Raw genomic sequence first — 17,405 nt, forward strand, 5'->3', positions numbered from 1 at the left:
CGACTGAATGATTCGCCCATTTATGCCTGGATTATGCGGCGACCGTAGAGGCCACTTGGGCCGGGGTCAAGGCGATGTCGAGGACCTCACGCACGTCGCTCACCGCGTGGATGGTCAGCTCGTTGCGGACCTCCTCGGGCACGTCGTCCAGGTCCGGCTCGTTGCGGGCCGGGATGAGGACGGTGGTGATGCCCGCCCGGTGGGCCGCCAGGAGCTTCTGCTTGACGCCGCCGATCGGCAGGACCCGCCCGGTCAGCGAGATCTCACCGGTCATGGCCACGTCGCCACGTACCAGACGGCCGGACAGGAGGGACGCCAGCGCGGTCGTCAGCGTCACACCGGCCGAGGGGCCGTCCTTGGGCACGGCGCCCGCGGGGAAGTGGACGTGCACCGAGCGGTCCTTCAGCGCGGTGACCGGCAGCTCCAGCTCCGCCCCGTGCGAGCGCAGGTAGGACAGCGCGATCCTGGCCGACTCCTTCATCACGTCGCCGAGCTGGCCGGTGAGCGTGAGGCCGGTCTCGCCGGTCTCCGGGTCGGCCAGGGACGCCTCGACGTACAGGACGTCGCCGCCGGCGCCGGTGACCGCCAGGCCCGTGGCCACGCCCGGCACCGAGGTGCGCTGGGTGGCCTCGGGCAGGGACGACTCCGGCACGAACCGCGGCCGCCCGATGTAGCCCACGAGGTCGTCCTCGCCGACCGTGACGGGCAGCTCGTCCTTGGCCGCCACCTTGCGCAGGATCCTCGCGACAGCGCGCTCCAGCGACCGGACTCCCGCCTCGCGGGTGTACTCGGCGGCCAGCTTGCGCAGCGCGTCGTCCTCGACCGTGATCTCCTCCGCGGTCAGCCCGGCCAGCTCCCGCTGCCTGGGCAGCAGGTGGTCGCGGGCGATCGCGACCTTCTCGTCCTCGGTGTAGCCGTCGAGCGTGACGACCTCCATCCGGTCCAGCAGCGGCCCGGGGATGGCCTCGAGAACGTTGGCCGTGGCCAGGAAGAGCACGTCGGACAGGTCCAGCTCGACCTCGAGGTAGTGGTCGCGGAACGTGTGGTTCTGGGCGGGGTCGAGCACCTCCAGCAGGGCGGCCGTCGGGTCGCCGCGGTAGTCGGCGCCGACCTTGTCGACCTCGTCGAGCAGGACGACCGGGTTCATCGAGCCGGCCTCGCGGATGGCGCGGACGATGCGGCCGGGCAGCGCGCCGACGTAGGTGCGGCGGTGGCCGCGGATCTCGGCCTCGTCGCGTACGCCGCCGAGCGCGACGCGTACGAACTTGCGGCCCATCGCGCGGGCCACGGACTCGCCCAGAGACGTCTTGCCGACCCCGGGAGGACCGGCGAGAGCCAGCACGGCGCCGCTGCGGCGGCCGCCCACCACGCCGAGGCCCTTGTCCTGGCGGCGCTTGCGCACGGCCAGGTGCTCGATGATGCGGTCCTTCACGTCCGACAGGCCCGTGTGGTCGGCGTCGAGCACGCTCCGCGCGCCGGTGATGTCGTAGTTGTCCTCAGTACGGGTGTTCCAGGGGATGTCGAGCACCGTGTCCAGCCAGGTGCGGATCCAACCGGTCTCGGGCGACTGGTCGGAGGTCCGCTCGAGCTTGTCGACCTCCTTGAGCGCGGCCTCGCGCACCTTCTCCGGCAGGTCGGCGGCCTCGACGCGGGCGCGGTAGTCCTCTTCCTCGGTCTCGGTGTCGCCGTTGAGCTCCTTGAGCTCCTTGCGCACGGCGGCGAGCTGCTGGCGCAGCAGGAACTCCCGCTGCTGCTTCTCCATGCCCTCCTGGACGTCCTTGCGGATCGTCTCGGCGACGTCGAGCTCGGCGAGGTGCTCGCGGGACCATTCGACCAGCTTGGCCAGCCGGTCGGCGGGGTCGGCGGCCTCGAGCAGCTCGACCTTCTGCGCCGTGGTCAGCCAGGGGGTGTAGCCGGAGCTGTCGGCCAGCACCGAGGGGTCGTCGATCTGGTTGACCTGGTCGACGACCTGCCAGGCGCCGCGCTTCTGCAAGATCGTGGTGGCGAGGGCCTTGTACTCCTTGGCCAGCTCCTGGGCGCGCTCGCCGGCGGCGACGGTGTCGATCGTGTCGGCCTCGACCCACAGTGCGGCGCCGGGGCCGGTCGTGCCGGTGCCCACGCGGACGCGGTCGACGCCCCGCACCACGGCGGCGGGCTCGCCACCGGGCAGCCTCCCGACCTGCTCGACCACGGCCTGTACGCCGATGGCGCCGTAGCGGCCGTCGATGCGGGGAACGAGGAGGACCCGCGGCTTGTTGCCACCGGATGCACGGGCCGCGTCGATGGCAGCGCGCACCTCGGAGTCGGACAGGTCCAGGGGGACCACCATGCCCGGCAGTACGACCTCGTCGTCCAGCGGCAGGACCGGGAGGATCAGACTCTCACTCATGCGAACTCCAATGGGTTGAGTTATACCGACTCAATTCATTGGAGCCCGGCATTGTTCCCTCTCTTGATGATGTTCGCTCACGGCGATCGTAATCTTGTAAGCCAAGCCTGAGAGTTCGGGCCTCCGCCGTACAGTCGGCTGATGGACCCGGTTGAGCTCTTTCATCAGGTGGCGCAGACCGTACCCGCCTACCAGGCCTTTCTGGCGGAGCACCGCATCGACCCGCAGGATGTCACGACACTTCAGGACTTCGTACGGGTGCCGATGACGTCCAAGGACAGCTACACCCACCGCCACCCCCTCCCTGACCTGTGCAGGAACGGCGTGATCGGGGACATCATCGCCGTGTCCTCCGGCTCCACCGGCGTCCCGTCCTTCTGGCCGCGTTCGGCGGACGACGAGCGGGTGATCGCGGCCCGGTTCGAGGAGGTCTTCAGGGACTCCTTCGACGCCCGCGAGCGCCGCACCCTCGCCGTCGTCTGCTTCGCCCTCGGCACCTGGGTCGGCGGTCTGTTCACCGTCAACTGCTGCCGCCACCTGGCCGAACGCGGCTACCCGATCACGGTGGTCGCCCCTGGCACCGACCGGAGGGAGATCCTGCGGGTCATCCCCGAGTTGGCACCCCACTTCGACCAGGTCGTGCTCCTGGGCTATCCGCCGTTCCTGAAGAACGTCATCGACACCGAGGACCTCCCGTGGGCCGACTGGAACATCAAGCTGGTCACGGCCGGAGAGGTGTTCAGCGAGGAGTGGCGCAGCCTCGTCGCGCGGCGGGCCGGGATCGCGGACCCGGTCAAGTGCATCGCCTCCCTGTACGGCACCGCCGACGCGGGCGTCCTGGGCAACGAGACGCCGCTGTCGGTGGAGATCCGGCGCTTCCTGTCCGCTCATCCGGATACGGCCAGGGAGCTGTTCGGTGAATCCAGGTTGCCGACGCTTGTGCAGTACGACCCCGATGTCCGGTTTTTCGAGGAGTACCAGGGCACGCTGCTCTTCTCCGGCGACAACGGCATCCCGCTCATCCGCTATCACATCGCCGACGAGGGCGGTGTGCTGCCGTACGACGAGCTGCTCGGCTTCGCCCGCCGGCACGGCTTCGAGCCCGCGGCCGAGGGGCCGGAGCGGCCGTTCGTGTACGTCTTCGGCCGCGCCCACTTCACGGTGTCCTACTACGGCGCGAACGTCTACCCGGAGAACATCGCCATCGGTCTGGAGCAGCCCGAGGTCAGCGGGTCGGTGACGGGGAAGTTCGTCATGGAGGTGGTGGAGGACGCCCAGCGCGACCGGCATCTGACGATCACGGTGGAGCTCGCGCCCGGCGAGAAGCCGTCCGACCAGACGGCCCAGGCCGTGGGCGAGTCGATCCTGGCCCAGTTGCTGAGGCTGAACAGCGAGTTCGCCAACTACGTGCCCGCCTCGCAGCAGATGCCGTTCATCCGGCTGCGGGAATCCGGCGATCCCGAGTATTTCCCACCCGGCGCCAAGCACCGCTATACCCGCTGACACGACCTCTTGACGTGGTGTTTACTGGGGCACGAAAGAGGAAACGCGGGTTTTCATGACATAGTGTCGCTATCGGCTTGACGCAAGATACCGACGTTTGTGACACTTCGTCATAAAACGTACATGCGAGTTGAGGTAGTCCGTGACCACGTCGTTCTCCGAAATCCTGAGGAACGCCACCTGGGCCGACCACGAGTCCGCCGAGTCCGAGAGCTATCTCGCCGAGCTCATGGACGGCCGGTTGAGCGAGCACGAGTACGGCGAGATGGTGGCCCAGCACTACTTCGCGTACGTCGCCCTCGACGGGGTGTCGCGGCAGCTCGCCGGCCACCCGGTGGCCGGCCGGTTCGTCTTCCCCGAGCTGTATCGGGAGCGGGCGCTCGAGCGGGACCTGGAGAGGATCTACGGGCCGGGCTGGCAGCACCGGATCGCGCCGTCCAAGGCCACGCGCACGCTGGTCGCGCGGATCCAGCAGGTGGCCGACTGGCCGGGCGGTTACATCGCGCACCACTACACGCGCTATCTGGGCGACCTGTCGGGCGGGCAGTTCATCCGGCTGGAGCTGCAGAAGATCTACGGCTACGGCAAGGGCGGGGGCGTCGACTTCTACATCTTCGACGAGCTCGGCAGCCTGCCGAAGTTCAAGAGCGAATACCGCACGCGCCTCGACGGGCTGGAGTTCGACGAGCGCGAGCGGCAGCGCGTCATCCGCGAGGTCCGCCTGGCCTACCAGCTCAACACCGAGGTCCTCACCGAGCTGCACCACACCCGCCAGGCCGCCTGATCGGCTCCTGGCGAGGGCGCCGGGAACGGTTGGTATCGGATGGAAGCAGCCGGAAGAGGCCTACGATGGGCCTATGCCCCGGATCTCGGCCGCCACCATCGGCGAGCATCGCGCGCAGACGCGCGACCGCATCCTGCAGGCCCTCTCCCGTCTGTCCAGGATGCACGGCATCGACGCCATCTCGATGACGGACGTGGCCGGCGAGGCAGGCATCACCCGGACCGTCCTGTACAACTACTTCCCGGACAAGGCGGCCCTGCTGCTGGCGTTCACCGAGCGGGTGACCCAGTACTTCATCGACAGCTACGAACGGGAGTTGCCGGAGAGCGCCTCCCCCGCTGACCGGTTGCGGGCGTTCGTACGGTTGCAGCTGGCGGGCCTGCTCGCCCATCCGCACCCCGGGGCCGCCGATCTCGGCGCCGCTCTCGGCCCGGACGCCTTCCAGCAGCTGGCCGAGCACGTCGCGCCCATGCAGCGCGTCCTCGTGGACATCCTGGACAGCGGGGTCGAGTCCGGTGACTTCCGCGTGCTCGAGGTGGGGGCCACGGCCCGGATGGTCCTCGCCGTCATCGGCGCCGAGCGCGTTCCGCTGATCAGCGGCGACGTGACGGTCGACCGGGCCGCGGAGCTGGTGTCCGAGTTCGTGCTGCGGGCCCTCCGCGCGGAAAGCGCCGCATGACCGGCCCGGAAACGGTGGTGCCCGGGGACGGCCACATCGAGCTCAAATCCGCCCGCGGCCGCTGGATCCTCGCCGCGACGGTGCTCGGGTCGGGGCTGGCCCTGCTCGACAGCACCGTGGTCAACGTCGCGCTCCCGTTCCTCGGCAAGGAGCTCGACGCGGGCATGGACGGCCTGCAGTGGACGATCAACGCCTACACCCTCACCCTCGCCGGCCTGATCCTGCTGGGCGGATCCCTGGGTGACCGCTACGGGCGGCGGAAGGTCTTCGTCATCGGCACCGTGTGGTTCGCCGTCGCGTCCGCCCTGTGCGGCCTGTCACCGAACATCGAGTTCCTGATCGGAGCCAGGGCCCTGCAGGGCATCGGCGGGGCGCTGCTCACGCCCGGCTCCCTGGCGATCATCCAGGCGTCGTTCGTACGGCACGATCGGCCCCGGGCCGTCGGGATCTGGTCGGGGCTCGGCGGGGTGGCCGCCGCGATCGGGCCGCTGCTGGGCGGGTGGCTGGTGCAGACGGCCGGGTGGCGCTGGGCGTTCCTGATCAACCTGCCGTTCGCGCTGCTCATCGTGCTCGTCACCGTGCGGCACGTGCCCGAGAGCAGGGACGAGGAGGCGGCGGGGCGGTTCGACGTGCTCGGCTCGGTGCTGGCGGCGCTGGCGCTGGCCGGGATCACGTACGGGCTGATCCAGAAGGGCGCGCCCGTGCCACTGATCGCCGGAGTGGTGCTGGGCGCGGCGTTCGTGGTGCTCGAGATCCGCAGGTCGCCGGACGCCCTGGTGCCGGTGGGGATCTTCCGCAACCACGTGTTCACGGCCGTGAACGTGGTGACACTGATCATGTACGCGGCCATGGGCGTGGTGTTCTTCCTGCTCGTGGTGCAGCTCCAGGTGGTGTCCGGCTTCGGGCCCATCGCGGCGGGGCTGGCCATGCTGCCGACGACGATCCTGATGCTGTTGCTGTCGGGGCGGGCCGGGGAGGTGGCCAAGCGGATCGGGCCGCGCTGGCCGATGACGGCCGGGATCCTGCTCGCCGGCTGCGGGTTCGTCGCGATGAGCACGATCGGACCCGGTGCCTCGTACCTGCTTGGCGTCCTCCCCGCGGTGACCGTCTTCGGGCTGGGGCTCTCGGCGGCGGTCGCGCCGCTCACCTCGACCGTCCTCGCCACGGCCGACGAGCGGTACGCGGGCACGGCCAGCGGCGTCAACAACGCCGTGGCCCGCACCGGCAGCCTGCTCGCCGTCGCCGCGGTGCCGCCGCTGGTCGGGCTGGTGGGCGACGCGTTCAAAAATCCGCCGGTGTTCGACGCCGGGTTCCGGATGGCGATGCTGATCAGTGCGGGGATGATGGTGGTGTCGGCGCTGATCACGTTCTTCACCATCAGGACGAACGTGCTCGCGGTCGACGAGTGAACCGGATATCGGCTAGAAGGTGAAGGCCTGGGTGCGGACGCTGTTGTCGAAGTTCGACAGGAGCAGTTCGGGCTCGCCGACCGCGCGGATGCCGGGCAGCCTGGTCAGCAGCTCGCGGAACATCGTACGCAGCTCCTGCCTGGCCAGGTTGGCGCCGAGGCAGAAGTGCGGGCCCGGCCCGCCGAAGCCGACGTGCGGCTTGGTGTCGCGGGTGATGTCGAACGTGTCGGCGTCCGGGAAGACCGACTCGTCCCGGTTGGCCGAACCGTAGAAGAGGACGACCTTGTCCCCCTTCTTCAGCTCCAGCCCGCGCAGCGAGCAGTCCTCGGTGACCGTGCGCCTGAACTGCATGATCGGTGACACGTACCGGACCATCTCCTCGATCGCGCCGTTGACGTGCGCGTCGAAGTCGCCCGTCAGCAGCTCGCGCTGCGCCGGGTTGTCGGTGAGGAGCTTGATGCCGTGGGCCATCGTGTTGCGGGCCGTCTCGTTGCCCGCGACCAGCAGCAGGGCGAAGAACGAGCCGAGCTCCTTGTCGGTCAGCCGCTCGCCGTCGACGTTGGCGTTGACCAGCAGGGACACCAGGTCGCCCTTGGGGTCGGCGACGCGCTCGTGGCCGAGCTTGATGACCATGCGCTGCAGGGCGAGCAGGGCCAGCATGTTCTGGCCGGCCAGCTGGACGCTGCGCGCCAGGCTGGGGCGCACGCCGGTGTACGCGGTGGAGATGTCGGCGTGCTGGTGGACCTTCTCCCGCAGCTCCTGCGGGACGGCCAGCATGTCGCAGATGACGTGGATGGGCAGCCGGGCCGCCACCTGGGCCACGAAGTCGCGCGGGCCCTCCTCGACGACGTCGTCCACGATGCGGGCGCAGGCGGCCTCGATGTCGCTCTGCAGGCCGGCCAGCATCTTCGGGCTGAAGGAGCGGGTGACGATCCTGCGCAGGCGGGCGTGGCGCGGGTCGTCCATGTTGACCATCGACTCCCCGAACACCTGCTTCACCCAGCCGGGCGGCTCCGGGTTGGTCACGGCCGGCTCGCTGGAGAAGATCCTGGCGTTGCGGCTGGCCTCGACCACGTCCGCGTGCCGTACGAGAGCGTAGAAGCCCTTGCCTGACCGGAGGAAAGGGACTTTCTTCTCCGGGAAGAACACCGGATGCTCCAACTGGCGGAGCCGGGCGAACGCCTCATTCCGCTCCTTGAGCGGCCTCCGCCAGAAATCCAAATCCGCGAGGTCGATGTCCACGCGACCATCGTGGCACGTTCCCATGCCCCTGGGCATGGGCAACCGATGTGCATCCGCATCTCCAGGGCCGTTCTCGCGCCGTTCAGGCACGGTTCGACCTGTGTGGACATTACTTCCGGTATGAAGCTGCTGCTCGCCGCGTGTCTGGTTCTTCCACTCACTTCCGGTACGACTCCCACCGCGGCTCGGTCATGCGGTGGGCACTCCCTCGACTTCGACGGCGACGGACGGCCCGACCTCGCCGTGGCCGCTCCCTACGACGACTCCCGGGCCGGGTCGGTGACCGTGATGTACGGGTCCGGGAAGAAGGTGAAGCTCACGCAGGCCGGGGCGGAGCCGGGCGACTCGTTCGGGTCGGCTCTGGCCGTGGGGGACTTCAACGGGGACAAGTGCGCCGACCTGGCCGTGGGGGTGTCGGAGGAGTTCACGGGCGCCCGCGTGCCCGGCGGGGACGGGAACGGGGTCGTCCAGATCTTCAACGGGTCGGCCGAGGGGCTGGTCCCGGGCAAGGAGCTGGCGCTGGCCAGGCCGTCCAGCGACCGGTTCGGCGCGTCGCTGGCCGCCGGGGACCTCGACGGGGACGGCCGGGACGAGCTGGTCGTGGGCGCGCCGAGCCACCGGTCCGGCGGGGCGGTGACCGTCTACTGGATGAAGGGGCGCAAGCCGTACCAGATCACGCAGAAGACGTCGTGGGTGCGGCAGGCGGCGAACGTGACCGACCAGTGGGGGGCGGCGCTGGCGACCGGGGACTTCGACGGCGACGGCAAGGACGAGCTGGTCGTCGGCGCGCCCGCCGACAGCGTCACGCTGGACGGACAGGGCTCGGTGACCGTGCTCGACCTACGGGCGAAGCGGGCCCGGCAGCTCACCCAGAGCAGCCCCGGGATCAAGGGGGCCTCCGAGAAGTGGGACGCGTTCGGCGCCGCGCTGGCCACGGGCGACTTCAACGGCGACGGACGCGCCGACCTGGCCGTCGGGGTCCCCGGCGAGGGCCTCAGCGCCAACCAGCGGGCCATGGACTACGGCGACGGCACCGTGGACGTCCTGTACGGGTCGCGCAGCGGCCTGACCACCCACAAGAGCGAGGCGTGGTCGCAGAACACGCTGGAAGGCGTGCCCCGGTACTACGACCGGTTCGGGGCGTCCTTGGCGGCCGGGGACTTCAACGGGGACGGCAACGACGAGCTGGCGATCGGCGTGCCCGGCGAGAAGGCGGTCCAGGTGCTGGCCGGGCGCGCCTCCGGCGGGCTGACCCGGGTGGGGAACCTGCTGGTCAAGGGGAAGGGCCGGGACTTCGGCGCCGCGCTGGCCGCGCTGCCCCTCAGCGAGCGCTACCACACGCTGGACCGGCGGCGGCCGCTCTACGGGCTGGTGGTGGCGGCCCCCGACCAGGGGCTCGTCATGTACGCGCCCGGCTCGCGGAAGCGGGGGCTGAAGCTGGGCAAGGTGCGCCGTCTCAGCCAGGGCAACGGCCTGTACGGCTACACCTTCGGCTGAGGCCTTCAAGGCCTTCAAGGTCCTCAGCGTCCTCAGGGGTCCTCAGGAGGGAGCAGGGCGGGGTGCGGCGCCGTTGACGGGCAGGATCACCCTGAACAGCGCTCCTTTGCCCGGCGCGCCCTCCGCCATAACGATGCCGCCGTGCGCCTCCACCAGCGTGGCCGCGATCGACAGCCCCAGCCCCGACCCGCCGGCGCTCCGGGCCGGGTCGGCGCGGTAGAACCGCTCGAACACCCGCTCGGCCACCTCCGCCGGAAACCCGGGCCCTTCGTCGGCCACCTCCACCACGGCCTGGTCGCCGTCCAGCCCGACCCGCACCTGGAAGGACGTGCCGGCCGGCGTGTGGGTGAGCGCGTTGGTGACGAGGTTGTTGAGCACCTGCCCGAGCCGCGACTCGTCGCCCGTCACGGTCACGTCCCCCCTCGCCGCCGAAGAGCCGCACCAGCTCGATCTTCCGGTCCGGCGCCAGCGTCTGGGCGTCGATCACCACGGTGGCCGCGAGGCTGAGCAGGTCCACGGGCCGCATCGCCAGCTCCCGCCGCTGGTCGAGCCGGGCCAGCAGCAGCATGTCCTCCACGAGCAGCCCCATGCGCGCCGCCTGCCCCTCGATGCGGCTCAGCAGCCGTACGGCCTCGGCCAGGTCCTTCTCCTCCCCCAGCCGGTACAGCTCCGCGAATCCCCTGATCGAGGTCAGCGGCGTGCGCAGCTCGTGCGAGGCGTCGGCCATGAACCGGCGCATCAGCTCCTCGGACCGCCTGGCCGCCGTGGCGGACCGGCGGGCCGACTCGGCCGCCGCCTCCCGCTCGCCCGCCGCCGCCTCGATCTGGGCGAGCATGCTGTTGAGCGAACGGCCGAGCTTGCCGACCTCGGTGGTGCCCGCCCAGAGGGGCACGCGGCGCGACAGGTCGCCGCCCGCGATGTCCTTGGCCGTGCGCGCGATCTCGCGGAGCGGGCGCAGGCTGCGGCGTACCAGCCAGTAGCAGGCGAGCCCGAGCACCACCAGCGTGCCACCGCCCGCGACCGCGACGATCAGGACGAGCTGGGAGACCGTGGCGTCCACCTCACTCAGGTTGACGGCGATCACCCGGCTCTCGCCGTCGCGGCCCGGCACGGCGACCACGCGCCAGCTCGGGCCCCCGGTCCCGAGCGACTCGACGGTGAAGGGACGGCCGTTGAGTGCCACGACCTTGAGGAGGTCGAGCTTGGGCAGGGCGGGCGTGTGCTCCTCTGTCGACTCGCTGAGCGTCCGGATCGGGGTGCCGGAGGGGTCCAGGAGCACCGCGTAGAACAGGCCGAAGAAGCGCTGCGGGCGCCCGCCGGGGCGGGGCTGCTCGGCCATCGGGGGCGGGTCGCGCAGCGGGCGGGTGGCCGCGATCAGCTGCTGGTCCACACGCTCGACGAGGTAGCCACGCAGCAGCCGCACCGCGAACACGCCCGTGAGGGTGATGGCGAGGGTGACCAGCAGGAGCGTGGCGGAGACGAGGCGGAGCCAGAGCGGGGTCCTGGCCAGGTGTTTCCGCAGCCGGGCGACCCTCGTCGAGAACGTGCTCATATCCGGGGCGGGCGCAGGATGTAGCCGACTCCGCGCAGCGTGTGCAGGTACTTGCGCTCCCCCGTGTCCACCTTGCGCCGCAGGTAGGAGACGTACGACTCGACCAGGCCGACGTCGGTGCGCCAGTCGCCGTTCCACACGTGGTCGAGGATCTGCGTCTTCGACAGCACCCGGCCCACGTTGAGCATGAAGTACCGCAGCAGCCTGAACTCCGTCGGCGACAGCTTGATCGGAATGCCGTCGCGCCACACCTCGTGGCTCTCCTCGTCGAGCTCCAGGTCGGCCACCCGCATCCGGTTGGGCGGCGGCGCGCCGCGCCGGGTCCTGCGCAGCACCGCCCGGATCCTGGCGATGACCTCCTCCAGGCTGAACGGCTTGGTCACGTAGTCCTCGCCCAGCCCCAGCCCCGCGATCCGGTCCTCCGGCGTGTCCTTGGCGGTCACGAAGAGCACGGGGACCCGGCGGCCGCGGGACCGCAGCCTGCCCGCGACCGCCAGGCCGTCCAGATCGGGCAGCATGACGTCGAGCATCACCAGATCAGGTGAGCTCTCCTCAGCGACCCGAAGCGCCTCCATGCCGTCGGCCGCGGTCAGCACCTCGAACCCGGCCATGCGCAGGCTGGCCGAGAACAGCTCCCTGATGTTGGGCTCGTCGTCGACCACCAGCAGCCTGGCCTCGGGCTCGCTCATCGAGGGCCTCCTCCCTGGGCTCCCTGGGCTCCCTGGGTGATCGAGGTGGCCGCCACCGAGCCGTCACCGCCCTGCCGGCCGCGTACCACGACCGAGGTGCCGGTCTGCAGGTCGGACACCTTGCCCGGCTTGGAGATCTGGACGGTGGTCTGGTCGCTCACGGTGACCGTGACAGTGGAGCCGTCCATGGTCTTGACATAGATCTTGCCGCCCTCGACCTTCTGGACGGTGCCCACCGTACCTCCCCCGCCGCCCATCCGCTGGCCGCCGCCGTAGCCCGGGGGCTGCCCGAACCCGTTGCGCTGCTGGCCGAAACCTCCTGGCGGCTGAGCGTACCCTTGCTGCGCGCCGTACCCGCCGCCGCCGGGGCGCTGCCCGCCGGCGGCGGACGCGGACGAGGAGCCGAACAGGCTCTGCGCCTGGATGCCGATGAGGATGCCCGCCACCAGCACCACGCCGGCGGCCAGCGCCAGCGTGAGCTTCGAGGGGCCCCTGCTGGGCTGGACGGCGAGCTCCTCTCCCAGGTCGTCGGGGAAGGGTGAGGAGTCGAGCTGGGCCATGTCATTCTCCTTACTCGTGGCGCAGGGCCTGGATCGGCCGCAGCTTGGCCGCCCGGTTGGCGGGGTAACTCCCGAAGAACAGCCCGATCCCCACCGACACGCCCAGCGCCAGCGCCACCGAGGACGGCACGAGGACGGGTTCGATGCCGGCGATGGTGAACCTGGTCCCGATGAACGCCACCAGCACCCCCGACAGCCCGCCGACCAGGCTCAGCAGCGTGGCCTCCAGCAGGAACTGGCCCAGGATCGCGCTCCTGGGCGCGCCGATCGCCTTGCGGATGCCGATCTCGCGCGTGCGCTCCGTGACGGTCACCAGCATGATGTTGGTGATGCCGATGCCGCCCACCAGCAGCGAGATCGCCGCCACGGCGCCCAGCAGCACGGTGAAGGTGCCGGTCGCCGCGCTGACGGTCTCCTGCAGCGTGGCCTGGTTGAGGATGCGGAAGTCGGCGTTGTCGTTCTTGATGCCGTGCCGCTGGTTGAGGATGGCCGTGACCTCGGCCTGCGCCGCCGTCGTGGTGTCCGCTCCGGTCGCCTGCACGACGACCGAGCTGAGCGAGCCGAACCCGCTCAGGCTCTGCTGTACGGCGGGCAGCGGCGCGATGGCCACGTCGTCGGCGTCCTGCATGCCGGTGGACCCGGTCTCCTTCAGCACGCCGACGACCGTGAACGGCACGCCGGACACGCTGATCTGCTTGCCGATCGGATCGACGGTCCCGAACAGCTCCTCCACGACGGTCTGGCCGAGCACCACGACCTTCCTGGCGGCCAGCACATCGTCGTTGAAGAAGTAGCTGCCCTTGGCGACGGGCTTGTTCACGGCCTCGAAGTAGCTGGGATAGGTGCCGACGAACTGCGAGATCGCGTGGCTGGCGGCCCCGTACGCGGCGGTCGAGGAGGAGGCGGTCACGACGGGCGAGACGCTCCTGACCGAGGGCGCCAGGGTCTTGTCGGTCAGCGCCTTGGCGTCGGCCAGGCTGAGCTGCCTGGCCTGGGTACGCGGGCCGGTGTTCCCGCCGCCGCCCTGGCCCCGCAGGCCGCCACCGCCGCCGCCGCCGCCCGAGAACTGCGGGGAGATCGTCAGGGTGTTGGCGCCGAGGCGCTGGATGTTGCGCTGGATGCTCTGCGAGGAGCCCTCGCCGACGGCGACCAGCATGATGACCGCGGCGACGCCGATGAGGATGCCGAGCGTGGTCAGCGAGCTGCGCATCTTGTTGGCCAGCAGGCCGCGCAGCGCGAAGCGGAGGATCTCGAGCTGGTTCACCTGGCCGCTGCCTTCTCTGTCATACGCGGCGGCGGGCCGTCCACCGGCGCCTGGCGGCGGTCCTCCACGATCTCGCCGTCCACCAGCCTGATCACCCGCTTGGCGTGCGCGGCCACGTCGTTCTCGTGGGTGATGAGCACGATCGTGCGGCCGGACGCGCTGAGCCGGTCCAGGATCTCCAGGACGTCGCCCGTGGAGGCGGTGTCGAGGTTGCCGGTCGGCTCGTCGGCCAGCAGCAGCGCGGGCGCCGTGACCAGCGCCCTGGCCACGGCCACGCGCTGCTGCTGGCCGCCGGAGAGCTGGTTCGGCTCGTGGTGCACGCGGTCGGTCAGCCCGACCTGCTCCAGCGCGGCCAGCGCCCGCGCGCGCCGCTCGGCCTGGCCGATGCCGCCGTAGACCAGCGGCAGCTCGACGTTGGCCAGCGCGCTCATGCGCGGGATCAGGTTGAACGACTGGAACACGAACCCGACCCTGCGGTTGCGCAGGATCGCGAGCTGGCGCTCGTCCAGCCGTCCCACGTCGGAGCCGTCGATCTCGTACGTGCCGGAGGTCGGGATGTCGAGGCAGCCCAGGATGTTCATGAGCGTGGACTTGCCGGAGCCGGAGGCGCCCATGATGGCGACGTAGTCACCGCGCTCGACGTCCAGGTTGACGCCGCGCAGGGCGCGTACCCTGGCGTCGCCCTCGCCGTACTCCTTGATCAGGTCCCGCACGCGCAGGACGGGCGGGGTCGCGTCAGTGGAAGGGGTGTCGGCCGAGGGGGCGCTCATCGCCCGCCTCCCGGCACGCCGCCGGGGCCGCCGCCCGGGAATCCGCCGCCGCCGAAGCGCAGGTTGCCGCCCGTGGTGCCGGTCGTGGTCACCGGGGGCACGAGCTGGTCGCCCTCGGACACACCCGACTTGATCTCGGTCAGGCTCGTGCCCTGCACGCCGACCTCGACCGGGGTCCTGGTCTGGCGTCCGTTCTGGAGCAGGGTGACCGTGGTCTGGCCGCCGCTGGTGGAGACCGCGGTGGAGGGGACGGTGACGACGTTGTCGGCCTGGCCGACCACCACCTCGACGGTGGCCGTCTGGCCCAGCCGCACCTGGCTCGGAACCTTCGCGAACGTGACCGTGACCGGGTACTGCACGACGTTGTTGCTGGTGGAGGCGACCGGATCGATCTGGGTGACCTTGCCCGTCGCGGTCACCCCGGGCAGGGCGTCGAAGGTGACCGTGGCCTCTTGGCCCTGCTTGAGCTTGCCGGCGTCGGACTCCGTGAAGGAGCCCACGAGCTGCAGCTTGCCGGTGTCGGCGATCTCGATGAAGCCGCTGGAGCCCGTACCGGACGACGAGCTCGCGCCCTGTCCCGAGCCCTGTCCTGAGCCCTGTCCTGAGCCCTGTCCCGTGCCCGAGGTGGAGCCGGAGCCCGAGCTCGCGCCCGAGCCGGAGCTGCCGCCGCCGACCGAGCCGTTCACCGCCGTGATCGTGCCCTTGAACGGGGCCTTCAGCACCGTGGCCGCCACCGTGCGCTGGGCCTCGCGGTAGGCGTTGCGGGCCTTGATGTAGGAGGCGTAGAGCTGGGCCGTCGAGGTCCCGTCGTCCACGGCGCTGTCGTACGTGGCCTTGGCCGCCGACAGGCTCTCCTGGGCGGCGTCGTCGTCGAGCCTGGCCAGGATGTCGCCCTTGCTCACCTTGTCGCCGGCCTTGACGTAGATCTTCTCGACCGTGCCCGTCGTGCCGAAGGAGAGCGCTCTGGACTTGGAGCTCGTCACCGCGCCCGACGCGGACACCGCGGCCACCACCGAGCCGCGGGTCGCGGTCACGGTCCTGACGGTCGTCTCACCGGCCGCCCGATCCGTGCCGAGCTGGGAGTAGGCGAGCACAGCACCGCCCAGCAGGAGCACCGCCAGTGCTCCGTTGGTCATCAGCGCTCTGCGCCTTGTGGACACCTTCACAGGCGGTGACCCTTGCACATGATGCTGCGCCGGAGCCGCGAGCAAGCTGAACGTTCGCTGACAACCCCGGAACCTCGACGGGCACTCAGGTAACTCTTAGGCTGCTCGCAGCCGGGCGCGAACCTCCTCCGCCAGGATGGGCCGCCATGAGACCGACTATCGCGCTGGGCGGGCTCGCCCTTGCCGTGCTCGTGGCCGGGAGCGGCCTGGCGCTGGCGCTGCGCGACGACGCCCCGCCCACTGTCCAGGTACGGCTCGCCGCAGCCCAGCGCGGCCAGGTCACGGCCACGGTCAGCGCGGCGGGCAGCACTCTGGACGGCTCGCGGAGGGACCTTGCGTTCGGCTCCTCGGGGACGCTGACCAAGGTGTACGTCAAGGTCGGGAGCAAGGTGAAGAAGGGCCAGGTGCTGGCCAGGATCGACAGCCGGGGGGCTCGGGAGGCGTACACGGCGGCCAAGGCCGACCTGGCGGCGGCCGAGGAGGCACTGGACGAGGCCCAGGAGAAGGCCGCGTCCCCGGCCGCCTCGACCCCCGCGGCCTGCGCGGGCGGCGGGGCGGGCGGCGTGCTCGGGCCGACGGCGCCGTCCGCACTGGACGTGGACCCGGCGCCGACCTCCACCCCGCATCCCACCACGACGCCGCACCCCACCACCACGCCGACCACCGGACCCACCGATCCGGGCCCCGAGCCGCAGCCCACGGTCACCGTCACCGTGACGGCCACCGTCACCAGGACCGTCACCGCCGCCCCCACCGGCGGCTCACCCGGCGGCGGCTCACCCGGCGTCGAGATCCCTGGCGACCGGGCGACCGGCCGGCCGGAGGGCCATCCCTCCGCGACCGGCACACCCTCCGGCAAGCCGTCCGCCGGCGCGAAGCCGTCGCCGAGCCGCAAGCCCACGAGCAGCGGCAGGCCGTCGGCCCAGCCAAGTGGCCGGCCGAGCGGCAGAACGACCGCCCGGCCGAGCGGTGGGCCGACCAGCGGTTCCCGGCCGTCCACCCAGGGCTCCTGCAGCCGTGACACGGGCTCCGCGGGCCAGGGCGGCGGGATCAGCGAGGAGCAGGCCGCCGCGAACGTGGACCGCGCGCAGGCCGCGCTCGAGCAGGCGGCAGACGCCGTACGGGCCACCCGCATCGTCGCCCCGGCGGCGGGCACGGTCCTGTCGGTGGCGGGCGCGTCCGGCGACACGGCGGGCACCGGCACCTTCATCAGCCTGGGCAACCTGAACGAACTGCAGGTCCAGGCCATGGTCACCGAGTCCGACGTGAACCGGCTCAAGCTCGGTCAGAAGGCCCAGATCACTCTGGCCACCCGGAACGGCGAGCGCTACCAGGGAACGGTGACGGCCATCGCGCCGACCGCGACGGTGGATGGCCAGCTCGTCCGCTACTCGGTCACCCTCGCCTTCGACGAGCCGCCCACGGGTCTCATGCTCGGGCAGACCGCCTCGGTGACGGTCATCACAGGCTCGGCCAAGGACGCGATCTACGTGCCCGCCGCCGCGGTACGCACCCGGTCGGACGGCACGCAGGTGGTCACGGTCCGCTCGGACGGCCGCGACTCGGCCAAGGCGGTGCGCACGGGGGTGCGCGGCGACCAGTACGTGCAGGTCACCTCGGGTCTGCAGGAGAGCGAGGAGGTGGTCATGTCGGGCACCACCTCCGGCGAGTTCCCGGACGCGAGCTGGCCGGGCGCCTGAATCCCGGAACCGGCCCAACGGCCTGAGAGCCGGACCGGCAACGGCCGGCCGGGCGCTGAGCCCAGGACCGGCCCGGCACTCCTCCTGCCGGGCCCTGGGCCCCGGGCGTGCGTGCGGCACGCCCGGGCCCACACGCCCCCGGCGAACGCCTCAAGCCGGTGCGGCGGGCGGGCGTGGCGGTTGAGCGAATCCTCAGCCCGC

Annotated in this window: 14 protein-coding genes; 6 read left to right on the top strand and 8 right to left on the bottom strand. The window is 71.1% G+C overall.

The annotated features are described in order from the left end of the window. Nucleotides 1-31: 31 nt before the first annotated feature. Nucleotides 32-2,389 (bottom strand): endopeptidase La, encoded by a 2,358-nt coding sequence (gene lon, locus ABD830_RS03390; protein WP_344984805.1) that lies wholly within the window; start codon nt 2,387-2,389, stop codon nt 32-34. Between the two features lie 141 nt (nt 2,390-2,530). Here lon and ABD830_RS03395 point away from each other — a divergent pair, with 141 nt between their 5' ends. The 4 genes from ABD830_RS03395 (at nt 2,531) to ABD830_RS03410 (ending at nt 6,764) form a co-directional block, all read left to right on the top strand. Further along, nucleotides 2,531-3,892, top strand: a complete 1,362-nt coding sequence (locus ABD830_RS03395; protein ID WP_344984806.1) for a phenylacetate--CoA ligase family protein — start codon at nt 2,531-2,533, stop codon at nt 3,890-3,892. Nucleotides 3,893-4,034: 142 nt separating this feature from the next. Further along, on the top strand, nt 4,035-4,676 hold the full coding sequence (locus ABD830_RS03400) for a biliverdin-producing heme oxygenase (protein ID WP_344984807.1): 642 nt from the start codon (nt 4,035-4,037) through the stop codon (nt 4,674-4,676). Nucleotides 4,677-4,749: 73 nt separating this feature from the next. Then, nucleotides 4,750-5,355, top strand: a complete 606-nt coding sequence (locus ABD830_RS03405; protein WP_344984808.1) for a TetR/AcrR family transcriptional regulator — start codon at nt 4,750-4,752, stop codon at nt 5,353-5,355. Beyond that, nucleotides 5,352-6,764: an MFS transporter gene (locus ABD830_RS03410; protein WP_344984809.1), complete on the top strand. Its 1,413-nt coding sequence runs from the start codon at nt 5,352-5,354 to the stop codon at nt 6,762-6,764. Before ABD830_RS03405 ends, ABD830_RS03410 begins: the two co-directional genes overlap by 4 nt. 12 nt (nt 6,765-6,776) lie before the next feature. On the opposite strand, the gene ABD830_RS03415 is transcribed toward ABD830_RS03410, so the two are convergent. Further along, nucleotides 6,777-8,006 carry a cytochrome P450 gene (locus ABD830_RS03415; RefSeq protein WP_344984810.1) on the bottom strand — a complete coding sequence of 410 codons (1,230 nt, stop codon included), beginning with the start codon at nt 8,004-8,006 and terminating at the stop codon, nt 6,777-6,779. A gap of 120 nt (nt 8,007-8,126) precedes the next feature. Here ABD830_RS03415 and ABD830_RS03420 point away from each other — a divergent pair, with 120 nt between their 5' ends. Continuing rightward, a complete protein-coding gene (locus ABD830_RS03420; protein WP_344984811.1) occupies nt 8,127-9,503 on the top strand; it encodes an FG-GAP and VCBS repeat-containing protein in 1,377 nt (458 codons plus the stop codon). Here ABD830_RS03420 and ABD830_RS54085 read toward each other — a convergent pair. The 6 genes from ABD830_RS54085 to ABD830_RS03455 are packed head-to-tail and all read right to left on the bottom strand — an operon-like array spanning nt 9,463 to nt 15,474. After that, a complete protein-coding gene (locus ABD830_RS54085) occupies nt 9,463-11,055 on the bottom strand; it encodes a histidine kinase dimerization/phospho-acceptor domain-containing protein (protein ID WP_425567063.1) in 1,593 nt (530 codons plus the stop codon). The genes ABD830_RS03420 and ABD830_RS54085 overlap by 41 nt on opposite strands. Beyond that, nucleotides 11,052-11,744, bottom strand: a complete 693-nt coding sequence (locus ABD830_RS03435) for a response regulator transcription factor (RefSeq protein WP_344984812.1) — start codon at nt 11,742-11,744, stop codon at nt 11,052-11,054. Before ABD830_RS03435 ends, ABD830_RS54085 begins: the two co-directional genes overlap by 4 nt. Continuing rightward, the gene (locus ABD830_RS03440) at nt 11,741-12,304 is read right to left on the bottom strand and encodes a hypothetical protein (RefSeq protein WP_344984814.1); all 564 of its coding nucleotides are present in this window, start codon (nt 12,302-12,304) and stop codon (nt 11,741-11,743) included. The genes ABD830_RS03435 and ABD830_RS03440 overlap by 4 nt, the downstream gene beginning before the upstream one ends. A 10-nt stretch (nt 12,305-12,314) precedes the next feature. Then, nucleotides 12,315-13,568: an ABC transporter permease gene (locus ABD830_RS03445; RefSeq protein ID WP_344984815.1), complete on the bottom strand. Its 1,254-nt coding sequence runs from the start codon at nt 13,566-13,568 to the stop codon at nt 12,315-12,317. Continuing rightward, complete coding sequence (locus tag ABD830_RS03450; protein ID WP_344984816.1) at nt 13,565-14,338, bottom strand: ABC transporter ATP-binding protein; 774 nt, start codon at nt 14,336-14,338, stop codon at nt 13,565-13,567. The genes ABD830_RS03445 and ABD830_RS03450 overlap by 4 nt, the downstream gene beginning before the upstream one ends. Beyond that, on the bottom strand, nt 14,335-15,474 hold the full coding sequence (locus ABD830_RS03455; protein ID WP_344984817.1) for an efflux RND transporter periplasmic adaptor subunit: 1,140 nt from the start codon (nt 15,472-15,474) through the stop codon (nt 14,335-14,337). The genes ABD830_RS03450 and ABD830_RS03455 overlap by 4 nt, the downstream gene beginning before the upstream one ends. 176 nt (nt 15,475-15,650) lie before the next feature. On the opposite strand from ABD830_RS03455, the gene ABD830_RS03460 reads away from it, so the two are divergent. Next, entirely contained in the window at nt 15,651-17,204 is a 1,554-nt protein-coding gene (locus tag ABD830_RS03460) for an efflux RND transporter periplasmic adaptor subunit (protein ID WP_344984818.1), read from the top strand. Nucleotides 17,205-17,405: the final 201 nt, after the last annotated feature.

This window comes from Nonomuraea helvata, assembly GCF_039535785.1.
GTDB classification, from domain to species: domain Bacteria; phylum Actinomycetota; class Actinomycetes; order Streptosporangiales; family Streptosporangiaceae; genus Nonomuraea; species Nonomuraea helvata.

Bases quoted from the DNA above. Each gene is read 5' to 3' on its own strand.
- lon (WP_344984805.1), bottom strand. From the start codon at position 2,389: ATGAGTGAGAGTCTGATCCTCCCGGTCCTGCCGCTGGACGACGAGGTC.
- ABD830_RS03395 (WP_344984806.1), top strand. From the start codon at position 2,531: ATGGACCCGGTTGAGCTCTTTCATCAGGTGGCGCAGACCGTACCCGCC.
- ABD830_RS03405 (WP_344984808.1), top strand. From the start codon at position 4,750: ATGCCCCGGATCTCGGCCGCCACCATCGGCGAGCATCGCGCGCAGACG.
- ABD830_RS03410 (WP_344984809.1), top strand. From the start codon at position 5,352: ATGACCGGCCCGGAAACGGTGGTGCCCGGGGACGGCCACATCGAGCTC.
- ABD830_RS03420 (WP_344984811.1), top strand. From the start codon at position 8,127: ATGAAGCTGCTGCTCGCCGCGTGTCTGGTTCTTCCACTCACTTCCGGT.
- ABD830_RS54085 (WP_425567063.1), bottom strand. From the start codon at position 11,055: ATGAGCACGTTCTCGACGAGGGTCGCCCGGCTGCGGAAACACCTGGCC.
- ABD830_RS03435 (WP_344984812.1), bottom strand. From the start codon at position 11,744: ATGAGCGAGCCCGAGGCCAGGCTGCTGGTGGTCGACGACGAGCCCAAC.
- ABD830_RS03440 (WP_344984814.1), bottom strand. From the start codon at position 12,304: ATGGCCCAGCTCGACTCCTCACCCTTCCCCGACGACCTGGGAGAGGAG.
- ABD830_RS03450 (WP_344984816.1), bottom strand. From the start codon at position 14,338: ATGAGCGCCCCCTCGGCCGACACCCCTTCCACTGACGCGACCCCGCCC.
- ABD830_RS03455 (WP_344984817.1), bottom strand. From the start codon at position 15,474: ATGACCAACGGAGCACTGGCGGTGCTCCTGCTGGGCGGTGCTGTGCTC.
- ABD830_RS03460 (WP_344984818.1), top strand. From the start codon at position 15,651: ATGAGACCGACTATCGCGCTGGGCGGGCTCGCCCTTGCCGTGCTCGTG.